This is a genomic window from Pseudoalteromonas sp. XMcav2-N, assembly GCF_024124545.1.
Lineage (GTDB): Bacteria > Pseudomonadota > Gammaproteobacteria > Enterobacterales > Alteromonadaceae > Pseudoalteromonas.
On the sequence record NZ_JAMXSF010000001.1, the window covers coordinates 641,383 to 657,692 of the forward strand.

The window sequence follows — 16,310 nt, forward strand, 5'->3', positions numbered from 1 at the left end:
AGGGGAAAGGGTGACCTTTCCCCTTTTTTTAGAAGTTAAGTTTATGACATTAAAAAAAATTACACCTCTACTTTCTCTGTGCTGTATGCCTTTGTCTCAGGTGGCATTTTCAGCATCTAACGACATACAGTTAATTCATCAGTTTCACAGTGAGATATACACTGAAGCACAACCCGTTAAGGCGTTTATTGACGATTTTGACAAGCCTCTGACTGAAGGTGACAGCGCCTTTACTTACAATGTGTTTGAGTTGGGTATGAAATACAAGGGCATAGGTATTGGGGCCCAGAGCCGCTTTGATTACCTGCTTGCTTTTGACCCGGATACAGCACGTTATACGCATACCGAGAAAAATGACTTACCATTCGAAAAACGTAATTACCGTTATTATTTATGGGGTCGTCAGGCCACGACGAATGGTATTTTCCTGTCATATGATCTTGAGTTACTCGATAAAAAACTGGTAGTCACGCCCAAATTTACTTACTTCAAAAGTACCCACTTTCAGGATGCCCGCGTAGATGGCACCATTTTCGGGGACGAGATAGAAGGAAAACTTGAAGCTGAATACTATTTCTCCAAAGATATCCTGTTTAAATCTTTTACACCCACTGAAAATCCACGAGGGGATGGCTATAGCCTAGATCTGGAAGTCGATTGGCAGATTACCGATGATTTGCGAGTGTGGGCAGCAGGAAAAGATCTGGTGTATGAAACAAAGTACACTGGTGCCGGGTTTGTGAACGGATTTACGACTGACATTCCGTTTACTGAGAGAGATGATGGGATCGATACTACGCCGTCGGTGAGGCTGCGTACCTCTGCGTATGATCAGGAAATAGAGTACACCTTCGAACGTGATGCTAGATACTACGTTGGAGCCGACTACCGAATTAACGATAATTTTTCAACTGAAGTGAAAGCACGTAAGTTCATTGACGATACTTTCTTTCAGGCGAACTTGACGTATCACTTTGCTGACAATTGGGCGTTATTCGGTGGCTATGAAACACATAGCGACGCATTTGAGTTGGGAATAAAAACCCAGCATGCTGGCTTATCAGTCAAAATGGACAATCTTAATGTCGATGACGCACATTATGTTAATTTAAACTGGTTTATTAACCTGGATTTTTAGGGAGGTAACAAAATGCGACGAATTAATAGGCTCTTACCTTTCCTTCTGGCAGGTACCTTGGCTGCGTGTGGTGGGAGTAGTGACCCAGCTCCGACAGTAGACACAGCTCTGCCCAACTTAGGACATGATGCCTCTGAGGCATTATCAGCAGCCGTGACATTTTATGTCCCTCAGTATGGTGATACATCCGGTACTTTAGTTGTGACCAAAGTGAGTTCTAATGAAAAGCAGGAACTTGCCACCGATGACTTAAATACTCTGGCAGTTAATCTGCAGGCTGGGGCTGTATATCAATTTGAGTTTAACCCCAGTACTGAAAATGTTCAGTGCCCGAGAGTGCAAGGATGCGGACGAGCTTTGCTTAATGATCCAAATGATCTTAATGGCAACGATGAGATTGACTATAAGGAGCCTGTAACTGCATCCGTACAATATAAGTTGACTGCAAAGCCAGTGGCGGGACAGAATCAGTTGTTTTTTTCTTCATATGCCACATTATTAAGCGATGCTAAGCTAGACAGTACGGTGTTGTCTTTGACAAATACGCCTATCTATCATCTAAGCCATAGCAGTATTAATCACTCCCTGCGTGCTGAATACGCGGCAAAAGGGTTTACCTACTCAGATATTATGAGGCAGTTGAACCTGGAGGGCAGTGACTCAGATGTTATTAGTCCGTTAGCAGATGCTTTTGATGCTGCCTATACAAATGCTGATTATAGTGCATGGCAAAGCTATATTAATCTGGTCAATCAGTACTTCATTGAGACACTGCTTGACGAGAAAGAAAGCGTACTGTTTGCCAGCGTTGTCGATCAGCTACTGCTGAGTGCCAACGAAGCTATGCAGCTACAAGACTTGAGCGCGCTTCAAGACTCTGCCACGGTTTACAATAATGACTTACTGGATCATTTCCGCGACTCACTGGGTGTCATTCGCCTTCAGGAAGAAAAATACAGTGAAGAGCTCAACACACAGTTGCAAGACATTGAAACCTTAGTCGCAGATGACGTTGCCAAAGAGTCGTTTCTTGTATTGGCTGAAGCGGTTTATGAGGTTGTAAGTGCAGTCTCGCCGGCGAAAAATTCAGCACCTGGTACATACCAAACAGGTGAATTGGATATTGTTTATGCCACCGATCCATCCTTTAACTGGCGCGTTACCGGCATGAGCAAGGGCTTTGAGGTCAATATGGATGTGACTATGCCTGAATGGCGTAAGAGCGCGATACTGGGAGACCGTATTGCCGGGGAAGGTGTGATTACAGTTCGTAAAGGTGGTGTATCATTGCAGGCTGATCTGGATGATATCTACTTACTTTTCGACGGTGCTTTGGAAGCAGACAGTTTTGAAACTGCCACCGGTATATCTCGCTTTGGGGGGACTATTACACTGCAAACTGACCAATCCAAAACCGCAGGGTATTTGAGAATGCGATTGAATCGAGTGAAGTCTCCGCTGGACACCGTTGAAAGCGTGATCCCGAATTTACGTCTGCGAGGTCAGTTTGAAACGGTAAATCAGGTTACCCCGGTAACATTCTATGCAGCCGAAAGAACGCCATTTGTATACGATACGACGTTAGATATGTCTTTTGGTGTACATGCCGATTTTGACCTTAAAGGCGCGCCTGACTTTCAGTTGCAGTTAGCTGCTGAGCAGGGGGATTTTTCCAATTTGAATTCAGCTGAGCTTGGCTACTTGCTTGGCGGTCGTGTCATACAACTGGAGGTACGTCGCTCCGGTGAAAATAATAACATTGTTGCTAAAGGTAAAGACGGCTACTGGCTAGATGTAAAACAGAAAGGACGGAATTTCACAGGGGGTTACTATTACGGGGATAAACTCATAGGGGATGTGAAAACCGTGCGTGGCATACCTGGTGTGTTATTTCCTGATGGTAGTTTTGAATCGCTGTTCTGAGCAGGACTTTATTTGCTAGAATAACCGAAATCTAAAGGGCCTCATGGCCCTTTTGTTGTTTTTATCAAGTTGTCATTACGTCTACTATGGCCTCACCAGACAAATTGGTATGAATTGGTTTTTCAGAGGTAAAATGTGAATAAAAATCATGTGATTGAGCACTTGAAGTTCGCTCTGGAGTGCAAGCTGCAAGAAGCACAACAGGCCGCAGACAGCGCAAGAGCGGATGCGATTCATGAACAAAGCGCGGCGGAAACTCAGTATGATTCACTCAGTATTGAGTCTGGTTACCTGGCGGAGGGTCAGAGCGAGAGGGTTGATCAGGCACATCAGGCGATTCATGCGTTTGCGAGTACCTATACATTAAGTACGCCATCAGCTATCCAGATTGGCGCTTTGGTTGAACTGACGGATGAACAGGATGAGCATCACTGGTTCTATATTGGTCCCTGTGAGGGCGGATTAAAGCTGACACTGGGCGCAACTCAGGTGAGGGTGATAACATTGGCGTCCCCGATCGGGCGGGCACTTCAAGGGCGTACCGCTGGAGAGGAAATAGAGTTTCATTTTAACGGCACGACACAGTGGCTGGAAGTAGCCAGCCTTTCATGATTAGGAAAACAGTTTTTTCCTGACTACCTGACGGTATTGACTGGGTGTTTGATTCATAGTGCTTTTAAATACCCTTGTAAGTTGCCCCTGAGAACTAAAGCCACACGCCAGGGCAATTTCCTGAATGCTCAAGTTCGTCGAGGCCAACAGTTCAGTCACTTGCCGGACCCGCACTGTTTGTAAGTAATTGGCAGCAGTCTGGCCTGTTGCCGCTTTAAAACGGCGATTAAAAGTTCGGTAACTCATACCAAACTGAGTGGCAATATCTGGAAATGTAATTTCATCGGCACAATTGTTACGTAACCAAAACTGGATGGACGCAATTTGCTCGTCACTGTGTCTGTCTACTGCGCCTTCCAGATATCTTTGTTCTTCATATGGCTTACGTACTTCATGGGAAAAATTTTGTTGCACATGGTGCGCTGCCTCGCGACCATAGAATTGACCAATAAGATGAACGACCACATCTGCCAATGCATTCAAACTGGCTACTGTATACAAGCGTTCTGACTGAGTAATAAAGTAGTCTGGTCGTAAAGCAACGAGCGGGTAACTGCGTTTAAACTGGTCTGCATAATGCCAGTGAGTTGTGGCTGAGTGACCATCCAGGATCCCGGACTCTGCAAGGAAACATACCCCGGTACCGACACCAATGAGCGTTGCACCTGCACGCCATGCCTGAGCCACATTTGAGATCAAGGACTCATTTTTTCGCAGCACGGGGCGGGGGTTACGCCAGATACTGGGAATAATAGTATAGTCAAATTCACTGAGTGCGGCGTAACTGGTGTGTGCTGAAAATGGGATGCCCATGGATGAGTTAACCGAGTCTCCGGTTTCACTCAGCCAGGCGAGCTCAAGAGGAATAAATTCATCACCGAGATAGCGCCTGGCAAATGCTTCTCCGGCGCGGAGCATTTCAACTGGTAGCGTCACACTGGTGATAAGCATTTGCTCGTAAATTGTGAAGGCAATGCGGTGGCTGCGGAGTTTCATCTCATCCGACCTCTATTTTGTGGCGCAATATGCATGTTATGTGGCGAAAAATGTAAAGTAACATATTTTCCTTCGTTCTAAAATCGGATTATTAGTTTTAGTAGATAAGAGATTGATATGACGGCATTACCAATTATTGTAGGCATGGGAGGCGTAAACGCTTCCGGCAGAACCTCGTTCCATCAGGGGTATCGCCGTATAGTATTAGACAGCCTGGATGATGCTGCAAGACAGGAAACCTTTTTGGGCCTGGCAACGTTGATGAATTTGGTATCATTACAGGGCTCGGAACTGGTTACCGCAGATGGTGAAGTTGTAAGCCCGGATCAGATTGAATCTCTGTTTGGTCGCCAGATCATAGAAGGCACGTTGATCCGAAAGATCGAAAAAAATCACTTTGATGTTGACGCAACACACTGGCAGCAGAAATTGACTATGCAGGCAAGTGACGATAGCGGCCTGACTTTTACCTGCCGCAAACGTGACTTACCAACGCCGGTACCGTCCAGCTGGCAGGTAGAATTAATTGACGAAAAAACCGCTCAGGTATTTATCCCTGAGCAGCTGGAAGTGAAAGTTGACAGCCACAGGGATAACCCTATTAAAGCCGCAGGTCAGTTGCCAACCGGGTTTGACCCGTCAGTGATGTATAACAGTCGTTATCAACCGCGTGGCCTCCAGGCAACAATCTTTGCTGCGACCGATGCTATACGCTCAACAGGCCTAGACTGGCAAACAGTGATGAACAGTGTTGAGCCTGATCAGATTGGGACTTACTCAGCCTCTGTGGTAGGGCAAGTGAACGATGAAGGATTTGGCGGACTGTTTCGCAGTCGAATGAAAGGCGAGCGGGTGAGTACTAAGCAACTGGCTCTGGGCCTCAACACTATGTCAACAGACTTCATTAACGCCTATGTGACGGGTAGTGTGGGCACTACCTTCTCAACATCGGGCGCTTGTGCAACTTTCCTGTATAATTTGCGTGCGGCGGTCAATGATATTCAGGCGGGTCGCACCCGCGTTGCAGTTGTTGCCAGTGTAGAATGTGCCCTGACTCCTGAGGTGATAGAAGGCTTCGGTAATATGGGAGCACTGGCCAACGAGGAAGGTTTGCGTAAACTGGATAATACCGAACAGGTTGACTATCGCCGCACCAGTCGTCCGTTTGGCGAAAACTGTGGCTTTACCATCGGAGAAGGAGCTCAGGTTGCCATTCTGATGGATGACAAGCTGGCGCTGGAGCTGGGGGCCGATATTATGGGCTCAGTCGCAGATGTGTATGTCAATGCTGATGGCGTTAAGAAGTCAATTACCGCACCGGGTCCTGGTAATTACATCACAATGGCAAAGTCTGTCGCTCTGGCGGAACAAATCGCAGGCACAGAAGCACTGCAACAGCGTAGCTTTATTCTTGCGCATGGCTCGAGCACACCACAAAATCGTGTGACAGAATCTTTTATTTATCATCGTATTGCAGAGACCTTCGGTATTAATGGCTGGAAAGTGGCGGCACCTAAAGCATTTGTGGGTCATACAATAGGCCCGGCATCAGGTGATCAGCTTGCAATGGCACTGGGAGTATTTAGTCATCAAATTATGCCAGGCGTTACAACTATCGACGCAGTCGCTGACGATGTTCATGATCAACATCTGGATATTCGTACAAATCACTATCATTGTGGAGAAATGGATATTGCCTTTATTAACTCCAAAGGGTTTGGTGGCAACAATGCGACTGCGACAGTTCTGTCACCAGCGATGACGCTGAAGATGCTAACCAAGCGTTATGGCGAAGCCGAATTAGCACAGCACAGCGTCAAGCTGGCAGAAACAAAACAACAGCAAGCCAGCTATCAACAGGCGGCTGATCTCGGCCAGTATGAGCTTATTTATCGCTTTGGCAATGGCATGATCGATGAATCACAATTGCAGTTAAGTAAAGAGGCGCTGGGTATTCCGGGCTTTGATAAATCAGTCAAACTGACAGTGAACAATCAGTATGGCGATTTGACCGTTTAAAATATTATGTTAAGCAAACAAAAGGCGCGTCAGCGCCTTTTTTTGTGGTTTACTTCAGATACTGCGCGTGGAAATCCAGTTGCGCATCAATGAATGACGAAATAAAAAAGTAGCTGTGATCATAGCCCGGGTGCATCGTCAGTGTAAGGGGATAGTCCACAGTCTGAGCCGCTTTTACCAGAGCTTCGGGCTTAAGCTGTTCATCAAGGAACTGGTCGGCCTCACCCTGATCAACGCGAACAGGCACTTTCAGGTCGTCCTTACTTTGTCTGAGCAAGTTGCAGGCGTCATAGGCCAGCCAGGCATGACTCTCATCACCCAAATAACCCGAAAATGCTTTCTTGCCCCATGGGCAATCTGCCGGGTTAGAAATAGGGCTAAACGCAGAGATACTGCAATACCGCGATGGGTTTTTTAGCCCGATAACCAGTGCGCCATGACCCCCCATAGAATGGCCAGCGATGGCACGCTTATCAGAAACTGGGAACTGCTGCTCGATCAGCGCAGGTAACTCTTCGCTTACGTAGCTGTACATCTGATAGTGTTTATCATAAGGCGCTCGAGTAGCGTTGACATAAAAGCCTGCTCCCAGACCAAAGTCATAACACTGCTGGGGGTCATCAGGTACATCGTCGCCACGCGGCGACGTATCTGGAGTCACGATTGCGATACCCAACTCATTGGCCCGCTTAAATGCACCAGCCTTTTGCATAAAGTTCTCGTCAGTGCAGGTCAATCCCGACAGCCAGTAAAGTACAGGTACTGGCTGGGTGTTATTTGCCTGTTCTGGCAGGAAGATAGCAAAGGTCATACCACACTGAGTGTGCTGACTTTGATGGCGATAGCGTCGATGCCAGCCACCGGCGACCTTGTTCTCACTCACTAGTTCCATATACTTCCCTTAGAAATGGATCACCGAACGAATACTCTTGCCCTGATGCATCAGGTCAAAGGCCTCGTTGATATCATCGAGTGACATTGTATGGGTGATGAAATCATCCAGTTTAAACTCGCCTGCGAGGTAGCGTTCGACGATTTCTGGTAGTTCAGATCGACCTTTAACTCCGCCAAATGCGGTGCCACGCCAGACACGGCCTGTGACCAGCTGGAACGGGCGAGTTGAGATTTCCTGGCCTGCGCCGGCAACGCCAATAATGACAGATTCGCCCCAGCCTTTATGGCAGCATTCCAGTGCACTGCGCATCACATTGACATTGCCAATACACTCAAATGAAAAGTCCACGCCACCATCGGTCATCTCTACGATGACTTCCTGAATAGGTTTGTCGTAATCATTCGGATTAATAACGTCGGTTGCGCCGAGTTTTTGTGCCAGTGCATACTTGTCTGTGTTGATATCCACGCCAATGATCCGGCTGGCACCCGCCATAACCGCACCTATTACCGCAGACAGGCCGATCCCGCCTAGTCCGAAGATAGCGACGGTATCACCAGGCTGCACTTTTGCGGTATTCATGACCGCGCCCATGCCCGTGGTTACGCCACAGCCTAGCAGGCAGATCTCTTCAAGAGGGGCGCTTTTATTCACTTTGGCCAGAGAAATCTCAGGCAGTACCGTGTACTCAGAGAAGGTCGAGGTACCCATGTAGTGATAAATCGGTTCACCATCTTTGTAGAAACGCGTGGTGCCGTCCGGCATGACACCTTTCCCCTGAGTCGTACGGATTTTTTGACACAGATTTGTTTTCCCTGAGGTACAGAACTTACATTCACCGCATTCAGGTGTGTACAGAGGGATCACATGATCACCAATCGCCACGCTGGTCACGCCTTCGCCCACAGCCTCAACAATACCGCCCCCTTCGTGGCCTAAAATAGCCGGGAACACGCCTTCAGGATCGTCGCCAGACAAAGTGAATGCATCTGTGTGACACACGCCGGTGGCAACGATTTTAACCAATACTTCGCCCGCTTTGGGCATCATTACATCCACTTCCTCAATGCTCAGTGGTTGTCCAGGCCCCCAGGCAATCGCTGCCCGTGATTTAATAAACTCAGCCATCATTACTCCAGTTTTGTAGTGTGAAAACAAAAGTATAACTTGCTCTGAGAGTTTGATAATCTTAAAAATTAAGAAAGACTTTTACGTATTTGTAATAATGGACAGATGGTCAGGTTTAGATGAATTTGTAGCGGTGGCGACCTGCGGGTCATTTACAGGTGCTGCACAGCAGTTGGATACGTCCGTGGCACAGGTAAGCCGGCGGGTTAAAACGCTTGAGTCAGAACTCGGATATCAGCTACTCACACGTACAACACGTAATCTGGCCCTGACTCCGGAAGGCCAGGTCTTTCTGAGTCATGCACGGCTGCTGCAGCACGCCTACGAGGACGCGACAGCCGCTTTGCGGCAAAGAGATACTCAGCCTACGGGGAAAATCAGGATGACGGCACCTGTGATGTATGGTGAGCAATATATTATGCCGCTGGTGCATCAATTTATGTGTCGCTTTCCCTCTGTGACTGTGGATATGGAATTGACCAACGCTCAGTTAGATTTGGTCGAGCAGGGCGTGGATCTGGCGATTAGAATCGGCCAGCTTAAAGATTCGTCATTACATGCTAAGCGGTTGTCTCAACGGCGCACTTTGGTATGCGTTTCACCCGATTACCTGAAACAGCATCAGCCAATCACGCGCATCCGAGATTTAGCAGAGCATAATTGTCTGCTGGGCAATGCGCAGTACTGGCGTTTTATGGATCATGGCGTTGAACGGCATGTAAAAATATCCGGAACACTTAGATGTAACAGTGGTTGGGCATTACTTGATGCGGCCAGGCAGGGATTGGGAATCGTACAACTCCCCCATTATTACGTTCAGGAAGCCCTGGAATGTGGGAAGTTAGTGACAATCTTGGATGACTTTACTCCGATGGAGGAGGGGATCTGGGCGGTTTACCCGCCCAGAAAATATTTGTCGACGGCTATTCGTGCGCTCATCGATTTTTTAGCGGAGCATCTCTAGGCCTGAGTATTGCTTGCCTCCATGGCTTCCAGTGCTCTGCCCAGAGCTTGTTCCCGGCTGTTACAGAATGCATGCTCTCCCAGTTTGCTGCGAATATCAAACTTTTGAAGCTGCTCGCTGGTGTCTTTATTAGGTGAGTAGATGAAGACCTGGCAATCCGCATCCAGTGCATCGCTGATGGCGTTCTCAATCGCCAGGCTGACGGTCACATCCAGCATCGCGACATCACTTAAATCGAGCACCATCGTCTTATACTCGCCAATATGACGGTGCTGGCGGGTAATCGCTTTTGATACGCTGAAGATCATTGGCCCTGACAGGTAAAAGAACAATAGCTGGCCCTTAGCCTGTTCCAACAATGCGCGTTCGTGGGTGGATAATGGCACGTCTTCATCGGCATCGCCGTCACTGATGGCTTTGACATGTTGTTCCTGCACACGGCTAAGGCGCTCAATGACCATAATGTTGGAAATAAACACACCCAGGCCAACAGCAACCATCAAATCGACGAATACAGTGAGCAGCATAACGCCGTACATGATAGCCATCTGGCTAATACTGAGTTTGTGCGCGCGCTGGATAAAGCTCCAATCGAGAATATTAATCCCGACGTAGACGGCGATACCAGCGAGCACAGCCATCGGGATTGGTTCAGTCAGGCTGCCCGCAACAAACACAACGGCCATCAGGATCAGCGCCCGGAAGATACCGGCTAGCGGAGAGCGAGCACCTACCTGAATATTTACCACGGTACCCATCGTGGCACCAGCACCAGGTAAAGCACCAAAAAAGCCTGCAATCATGTTTGCAATACCCTGACCACGAAGCTCTTTGTCTGAGTCATGCTCGGTACGGGTTAAGCTATCACCAATGACGGCTGTCAGTAATGTATCTATGCATCCAAGCGTCCCCAGTACTAGTGCGTCAATGACCATTTCTGTAAACAGTTCAGGGGTAAAAGTTGGCCAGACAATCTCAGGCAGGCCGCTGGGGATCTCGCCAATTCTGCGAATGCTGTCGGTATCGAAAAGCAGGATGGATATCAGGGTAACAACGACTAACGCAACCAGCTGAGCAGGAACGTACTGACGATATTTCTTTGGCATGTAGAAGAGGACACCCAAAGTCAGAAGACCTAAAAAAAGCTCGGAGATGTGTAGATTTAGAAGCAGTTCTGGAAAGGCAGATAATGTCCCGGGCACGCCGCCAGGAGGGGCTTGATGGCCTAATAGTGGTGCCAATTGCAGGATGATCAATATCACACCGATACCTGACATAAACCCGGACACCACACTGTAGGGCATTAAAGTGACGTATTTACCGAGTTTGAGCGTACCCAATAATATCTGGAATGCCCCAGCCATCATCACCACAGTAAAGGCCATCGCCGGTCCGGCTTCGGGGTATTTTGACACCATAGTGGTCAGCACTGCTGTCATAATGACCGTCATCGGGCCAGTTGGCTCTGAGATCAGGGAGGTTGAACCGCCAAACAAGGCAGCGAAGAGGCCAACGAGAATTGCGCCCCACATACCGGCTTCAGCTCCGGCTCCGGATGCCACGCCAAAGGCGAGGGCGAGTGGTAGGGAAATGATTGCAGTGGTCACACCACCGAACAAATCTCCCTTGAAATTCATATGTTTAAATCTTGATAACGAAAACATTGAAGGTCCATACCGCGAGATTTGCCGCATTCTACACTAAAATCCAGTGTAATTTAGAGCCACAATTAAAAAATTTTACACTTTTTTTTGGGGTCAAAGGTATGACCCTGCTTTCTCGATTGTGCTAGTATCGTGCACTGAACTTATATATAGAAAAATAAACTATTATGTTTCAGCCTGTTAGCCTTTATATAGGGCTTAGATACAGCCGTGCTACAAAAGGCAACGGGTTTGTGTCTTTTATTTCGTTTTTTTCCATTGCCGGTATTGCACTTGGTTTAATGGCACTGATCACGGTCAGTTCCGTGATGAACGGGTTTGAGCAGAGCCTTAAAAACGCCATGCTAGACTTGATCCCCCATGTGCAGCTGCACAAGTCGTCAGAAGACCGAAAGGCAGAGGCAGCACAGTTACTAGATAAATTAGCTACTTTACCTGAGGTAAAACGGGTTACGCCTTATGTGACCAGTGATGTGATCCTGCAGACCAACAAAGATCTGGTTGGGGTACGACTACAGGGCGCTTTCAGTGGTTATCCTTCCGCACTCGAGCCCCATGTCGAAGCGGGCAGCATAGCGCAATTTCGTGAGCAGAAATATCAACTGGCATTGAGTCGCTATCTGGCAAACCAACTGGACGTTCGTTTAGGCCAAAAAGTTCGGGTGATCATGCCGGATATCAGCAGCTACACCCCGATGGGACGGGTTCCCAAGCAGCGCTTGTTCACTGTGGCGTTGATCTATAACACACGCAGTGAAGCCGATGTCAACTTGGCTTTTGCCGATGGTAAGAGTTTGCAACGTCTGCTTAAGCGCAAACCAGCAGACTTTGATATCAGTATTACCCTCAAAGATGCGTTTGCCGTTAATGAGTTCAAAACCACTTATGCTCCGCTGCTGTCAGGGCTGACGTATTCAGACTGGCATGTACAACAGGGGGCGCTATTTGCTGCTGTGGCGATGGAAAAACGTATTATGTCTCTGTTACTCGGGCTGATTGTGATTGTCGCGGTCTTTAATATTGTTTCTGCTTTGTCCATGATGGTCAGTGAAAAGCAGGGCGAAGTCGCTATTTTACAAACTCTGGGATTGACACCGAGTGCCATCGCTCGGGTATTTATGGTTCAGGGGTTGTATAACGGTTTAGTTGGGACCCTATTGGGCACGGTATTTGGCTACCTGCTGGCCAGCAATATCAATGAAGTGGTAGCGCTTAGCGGCTTATCTTTGCTTGGTGGGGCTGAGTTACCAGTTCGGTTCGACTGGTTGAGTTTGAGCCTGATAGTAGCAACCAGTTTGTTATTGAGTTTTATTGCAACATTGTATCCGGCGTTTAAAGCCGCAAAAGTGCTTCCTGCTGAGGTGTTAAGGTATGAGTGATTTAGTAATTGAGTGTCAGGGTCTGAATAAGGCCTATGATGAAGCGGGGCAGCAGGTTGAGGTGTTAAAAGGGGTCGAACTGGCGCTTACACAAGGCGATATGCTGGCGATTGTCGGTAGCTCAGGCTCGGGCAAAAGTACCTTGTTACATATTCTTGGCACGCTGGATACTGCAAGCAGTGGCACAGTTCAAATTAAGGGCACCGATGTCGCCAGCTTGTCGCGTCGCAAGCAAGCCGATTTTCGCAACCAAAACCTGGGCTTTATCTATCAGTTTCATCATTTGTTGATGGATTTCACTGCGCTTGAAAATGTCGCAATGCCGCTGCTGATATCGGGTCAGTCGCCTAAAGCAGCACACGCTCAGGCCGAGGAAATGCTGGATAAAGTGGGGTTGGCACATCGCGGTGGCCATCGTCCATCTGAGCTATCCGGTGGTGAACGTCAGCGCGTAGCGATTGCCCGGGCATTGGTCACCCGCCCGGCCTTGGTACTGGCGGATGAGCCGACGGGGAACCTGGATAAACAAAATGCGTTGAAAATTTATACCTTACTCAAAGAGCTTAACCGTGATTTGAAAACCAGCTTTGTGGTGGTGACACACGATCTGGAACTCGCTGCCAAGTTAGGTCGTGCTGTGGCATTGGATGACGGTGTTCTGGTAGAACAATCGTTACAAAGTGAGGCTTAGTGCAATGCTGAGTATATTTATCAGTAACCGGTTACGTGCATCTAAACATCAGGCTGGGTTGATCGGGTTTTTGAGTAAATCGTCAACGCTTGGTGTGATGCTGGGTGTGGCCGTATTGATTGTCGCATTATCGGTCATTAATGGGTTTGAGCAGCAGCTAAAGACCCGCTTGCTGTCAGTGGTGCCGCATGTGGCTTATCAGGCACCATATGAGCCAATTTCTGACTGGCCTGATAAGGTCCGTTTACTGGAGGCACAACCGGGTATTGTTGCAGCAGTGCCAGAGATTTCGGTCACAGCTATGGTGCAGTTTCGTGGTGAGTTGAAAGCCGCTGAAGTGAAAGGTGTGGATTTTGCTTCTCATCACACGGTTTCGGAGGTGGGGCAGTTTATCAAAGGGACGTCATTGTCTGCATTGTCTGGGGATGACATTGTCTTGGGCCAGCATATTGCCAAAGATCTGGAGTTATCGCCCGGTGACAAGGTCACGTTGTTGGTGGCCAATCCTCAGGCTGATTCTCCCCTGGCGGCACCAAAGCGGTTAAACTTTATATTGGCTGGAACCATTGATATGGGTGGGCCAATTGACCGCTCATTAGCCTTGGTATCGGTGAGCAGGTTGCAACAGGCAATGGGGCTGGCTGAGGACCAGGTTACCGGACTGCGCGCAAAAGTCGATGATGTTTTTTCGGCCCATCAGGTTGCGATGTCTGCGGGCAGAGCGTTACCCGATCTGGTTTATGTTAACAGCTGGTTTCGTACCCAGGGCAGTCTTTATCAGGACATACAGATGGTCAGAACCATAGTCTACCTGGTGGTGTTTTTGATAATTGCAGTCGCCAGTTTTAACATAGTGTCTTCCATGGTGATGGAAGTAAAGGAAAAGCAGGCGGATATCGCCATTTTAAAAACCATGGGTGCGAAAGACAGCACTATATTTGCTACCTTCGCTATACAGGGGGTAAGTTATGCGCTCATCGGGGCACTGGTTGGCCTGTTTATTGGCATTGTGTTGGCATTGAATATCTCAGACTTATTCCGTGCCTGGGTTGAGATGGATGGGGATAACCCGCTTCAGGGAGTATACTTTATAGAGTTTTTGCCCAGTCAGTTGATGTGGTTTGATGTCGTGGCCGTGTTGTCTATCACTCTGGTGATTGCCGTATTGTCCTGCCTGTATCCAGCCTGGCAGGCTGTCAAAGTCGACCCCGCCAGAGTTCTGGGTGGTTAGGACTAATAAAGTACGCACAACGCATATATAATGTATGCGTTGTGAGTGCGTTACTCTTCAAAGTGTAGGTAGCTTGACTTGTCGGCGACAACATAGTCTACAAAATCTTCAATACTCAATGGCTTGCTGTAGTAATAGCCCTGTACATATTCAACGCCTTTGGCTTTGGCGTAAATCATCTGATCTAAGTGCTCAATGCCTTCTGCAACCAGAGGCTTATCGAGATTTTTTGCCAGAGAGACGATGGAATTAAACAAAGACTGCATTTTTCCGTCACTGACAACATGGGTAACAAAGGCCCGGTCTATTTTTATCTCGTCGAAATGCAATTTGCACAAGTAACTCAAGCTGGAGTAACCAGTACCGAAGTCATCAATGGATATCATTAGCCCTTTGCTTTGCAATTTCTGTAAAATTTCATTGATATAATTAAAGTTGTCAATCAGCGCCGACTCTGTGAGTTCCAGTTTTATCTTGGCGGGATTGAGTGCCATCCTGTCCAGAGCTTGTAGCAGTCGGGTGGTGAAGTTAACGTCGAGAATTTCTACTACGCTGATGTTGATGGCAAAACGAAACAAGCTGGCCTCGATGTGCTCCTCGGCCAGCAGCGCCTTTAGCACGTTGATCTGGCTTAGTGTAAAGTGTGTGAGTTTGTTGATTTCCCCTGTACTTTCTATGACAGGGATAAATTCGGTGGGCGGAATCGGCTGACCATCCAGCTCCCAGCGCATCAGGCATTCAGCGCCAATCAGGCGTTCGGTTTTGGTGTCATGTATTGGCTGAAAGACCACCTCAAAGCTGTCCGCCAGGTTACCCTGATAAAGGGCACCGCGCAGGCCTGTTTCAATTTTGTTTTGTCGTTCAATCTGCTTGGCCAGGGTCTCTTTAAATTCCACCAGGCGATTGTGATCCGAGAGCGAGTCAAAGGTTGCTATTTCCGCTTTGTTGAGACTCAGTTCATGGTCGTCTTCTGGCTGCTCTTTATAATAGCCAAGAGAGACATTGCTGTAGAAACTGTTGCCGTTAAAATTGAACGGCTCATTGAGCTGTTTGTATAACGTTTCTATATTGATGGGCACAAAATGTGGGATAAACACACAGTAACAATCGGAAGAATGTTTCGAAAAAATACCCTTATCGAACTCGCCCTGAAATCGTGCCAGGATCTCCATAAATACCAAGTTGGCGACGCCAATATTCCATACCTCGGAAATACGTTGGAAATTACAGATGCGGACACAGCAGATGGTCCCCTGATGTGACTGCTCTTTAATTTTGCTGATAAAGGCATCCCGATAGAGTAATCCGGTATGGGGGTCGCGGATAGCCAATTGCTTATTCAGACGCCTGACTGAAATAAGCTCTTCCATAGGTTCCAGTCGTATATAGTAGAGGTTATCCTGCCTGAAGCTGTATAATCTCACCCAGGTAACGCTGCTGTTATCAATACTGATACCTAGCTCTATCTGGTCAAAAATAGGGTCGAACAAGATCTCAGAAATACTGAGCTCTTTAAAATCTTCGTCAATAAACACCAGTTTTTGCGACAGGACATCACCGGGTTTTAAATCCAGCATGCGCTCTGCTGCACCAGAGAGGGCTGTGATCTGGCCTTGCTCATCATAGCTGAGATAGGCAATGTCCAGAAGTTGACTCAGTTGCTTTTTCAT

The 16,310-nt window shown here is 47.8% G+C and carries 13 protein-coding genes; 8 read left to right on the forward strand and 5 right to left on the reverse strand.

Annotation, left to right across the window (positions count from 1 at the left end; all coding sequences use genetic code 11):
• The first annotated feature begins 43 nt into the window (after positions 1–43).
• The 3 genes from NH568_RS02610 (at position 44) to NH568_RS02620 (ending at position 3,673) form a co-directional block, all read left to right on the forward strand.
• Positions 44–1,138, forward strand: coding sequence for a hypothetical protein (locus NH568_RS02610; RefSeq protein WP_253044425.1), 1,095 nt, complete (start codon positions 44–46; stop codon positions 1,136–1,138).
• Positions 1,139–1,150: 12 nt separating this feature from the next.
• Entirely contained in the window at positions 1,151–3,061 is a 1,911-nt protein-coding gene (locus NH568_RS02615) for a hypothetical protein (protein ID WP_253044426.1), read from the forward strand.
• A gap of 135 nt (positions 3,062–3,196) precedes the next feature.
• Positions 3,197–3,673, forward strand: coding sequence for a GreA/GreB family elongation factor (locus tag NH568_RS02620; protein WP_253044427.1), 477 nt, complete (start codon positions 3,197–3,199; stop codon positions 3,671–3,673).
• Here the strand turns inward: NH568_RS02620 and NH568_RS02625 are convergent, their stop codons facing one another.
• On the reverse strand, positions 3,674–4,669 hold the full coding sequence (locus tag NH568_RS02625) for a helix-turn-helix domain-containing protein (protein WP_253044428.1): 996 nt from the start codon (positions 4,667–4,669) through the stop codon (positions 3,674–3,676).
• Positions 4,670–4,786: 117 nt separating this feature from the next.
• Here NH568_RS02625 and NH568_RS02630 point away from each other — a divergent pair, with 117 nt between their 5' ends.
• Entirely contained in the window at positions 4,787–6,688 is a 1,902-nt protein-coding gene (locus NH568_RS02630) for a beta-ketoacyl synthase (protein ID WP_253044429.1), read from the forward strand.
• Positions 6,689–6,737: 49 nt separating this feature from the next.
• Here the strand turns inward: NH568_RS02630 and fghA are convergent, their stop codons facing one another.
• On the reverse strand, positions 6,738–7,580 hold the full coding sequence (gene fghA / locus NH568_RS02635; protein ID WP_253044430.1) for an S-formylglutathione hydrolase: 843 nt from the start codon (positions 7,578–7,580) through the stop codon (positions 6,738–6,740).
• A gap of 9 nt (positions 7,581–7,589) precedes the next feature.
• Complete coding sequence (locus tag NH568_RS02640) at positions 7,590–8,714, reverse strand: S-(hydroxymethyl)glutathione dehydrogenase/class III alcohol dehydrogenase (RefSeq protein WP_138543718.1); 1,125 nt, start codon at positions 8,712–8,714, stop codon at positions 7,590–7,592.
• Between the two features lie 94 nt (positions 8,715–8,808).
• Here NH568_RS02640 and NH568_RS02645 point away from each other — a divergent pair, with 94 nt between their 5' ends.
• Positions 8,809–9,675: a LysR family transcriptional regulator gene (locus NH568_RS02645; RefSeq protein ID WP_253044431.1), complete on the forward strand. Its 867-nt coding sequence runs from the start codon at positions 8,809–8,811 to the stop codon at positions 9,673–9,675.
• On the opposite strand, the gene NH568_RS02650 is transcribed toward NH568_RS02645, so the two are convergent.
• On the reverse strand, positions 9,672–11,339 hold the full coding sequence (locus NH568_RS02650) for a SulP family inorganic anion transporter (RefSeq protein WP_253044432.1): 1,668 nt from the start codon (positions 11,337–11,339) through the stop codon (positions 9,672–9,674). The two genes, NH568_RS02645 and NH568_RS02650, sit on opposite strands and share 4 nt — an antisense overlap.
• Before the next feature lie 167 nt (positions 11,340–11,506).
• Here NH568_RS02650 and NH568_RS02655 point away from each other — a divergent pair, with 167 nt between their 5' ends.
• From NH568_RS02655 to NH568_RS02665, 3 genes are read left to right on the forward strand one after another with little or no spacing between them, the layout of a single operon-like run.
• Positions 11,507–12,718 (forward strand): lipoprotein-releasing ABC transporter permease subunit, encoded by a 1,212-nt coding sequence (locus tag NH568_RS02655; protein WP_253044433.1) that lies wholly within the window; start codon positions 11,507–11,509, stop codon positions 12,716–12,718.
• On the forward strand, positions 12,711–13,409 hold the full coding sequence (gene lolD, locus NH568_RS02660; RefSeq protein WP_253044434.1) for a lipoprotein-releasing ABC transporter ATP-binding protein LolD: 699 nt from the start codon (positions 12,711–12,713) through the stop codon (positions 13,407–13,409). Before NH568_RS02655 ends, lolD begins: the two co-directional genes overlap by 8 nt.
• A gap of 4 nt (positions 13,410–13,413) precedes the next feature.
• On the forward strand, positions 13,414–14,640 hold the full coding sequence (locus tag NH568_RS02665; protein ID WP_253044435.1) for a lipoprotein-releasing ABC transporter permease subunit: 1,227 nt from the start codon (positions 13,414–13,416) through the stop codon (positions 14,638–14,640).
• Positions 14,641–14,690: 50 nt separating this feature from the next.
• Here NH568_RS02665 and NH568_RS02670 read toward each other — a convergent pair whose 3' ends face one another.
• On the reverse strand, positions 14,691–16,310 hold the full coding sequence (locus tag NH568_RS02670; RefSeq protein ID WP_253044436.1) for a bifunctional diguanylate cyclase/phosphodiesterase: 1,620 nt from the start codon (positions 16,308–16,310) through the stop codon (positions 14,691–14,693).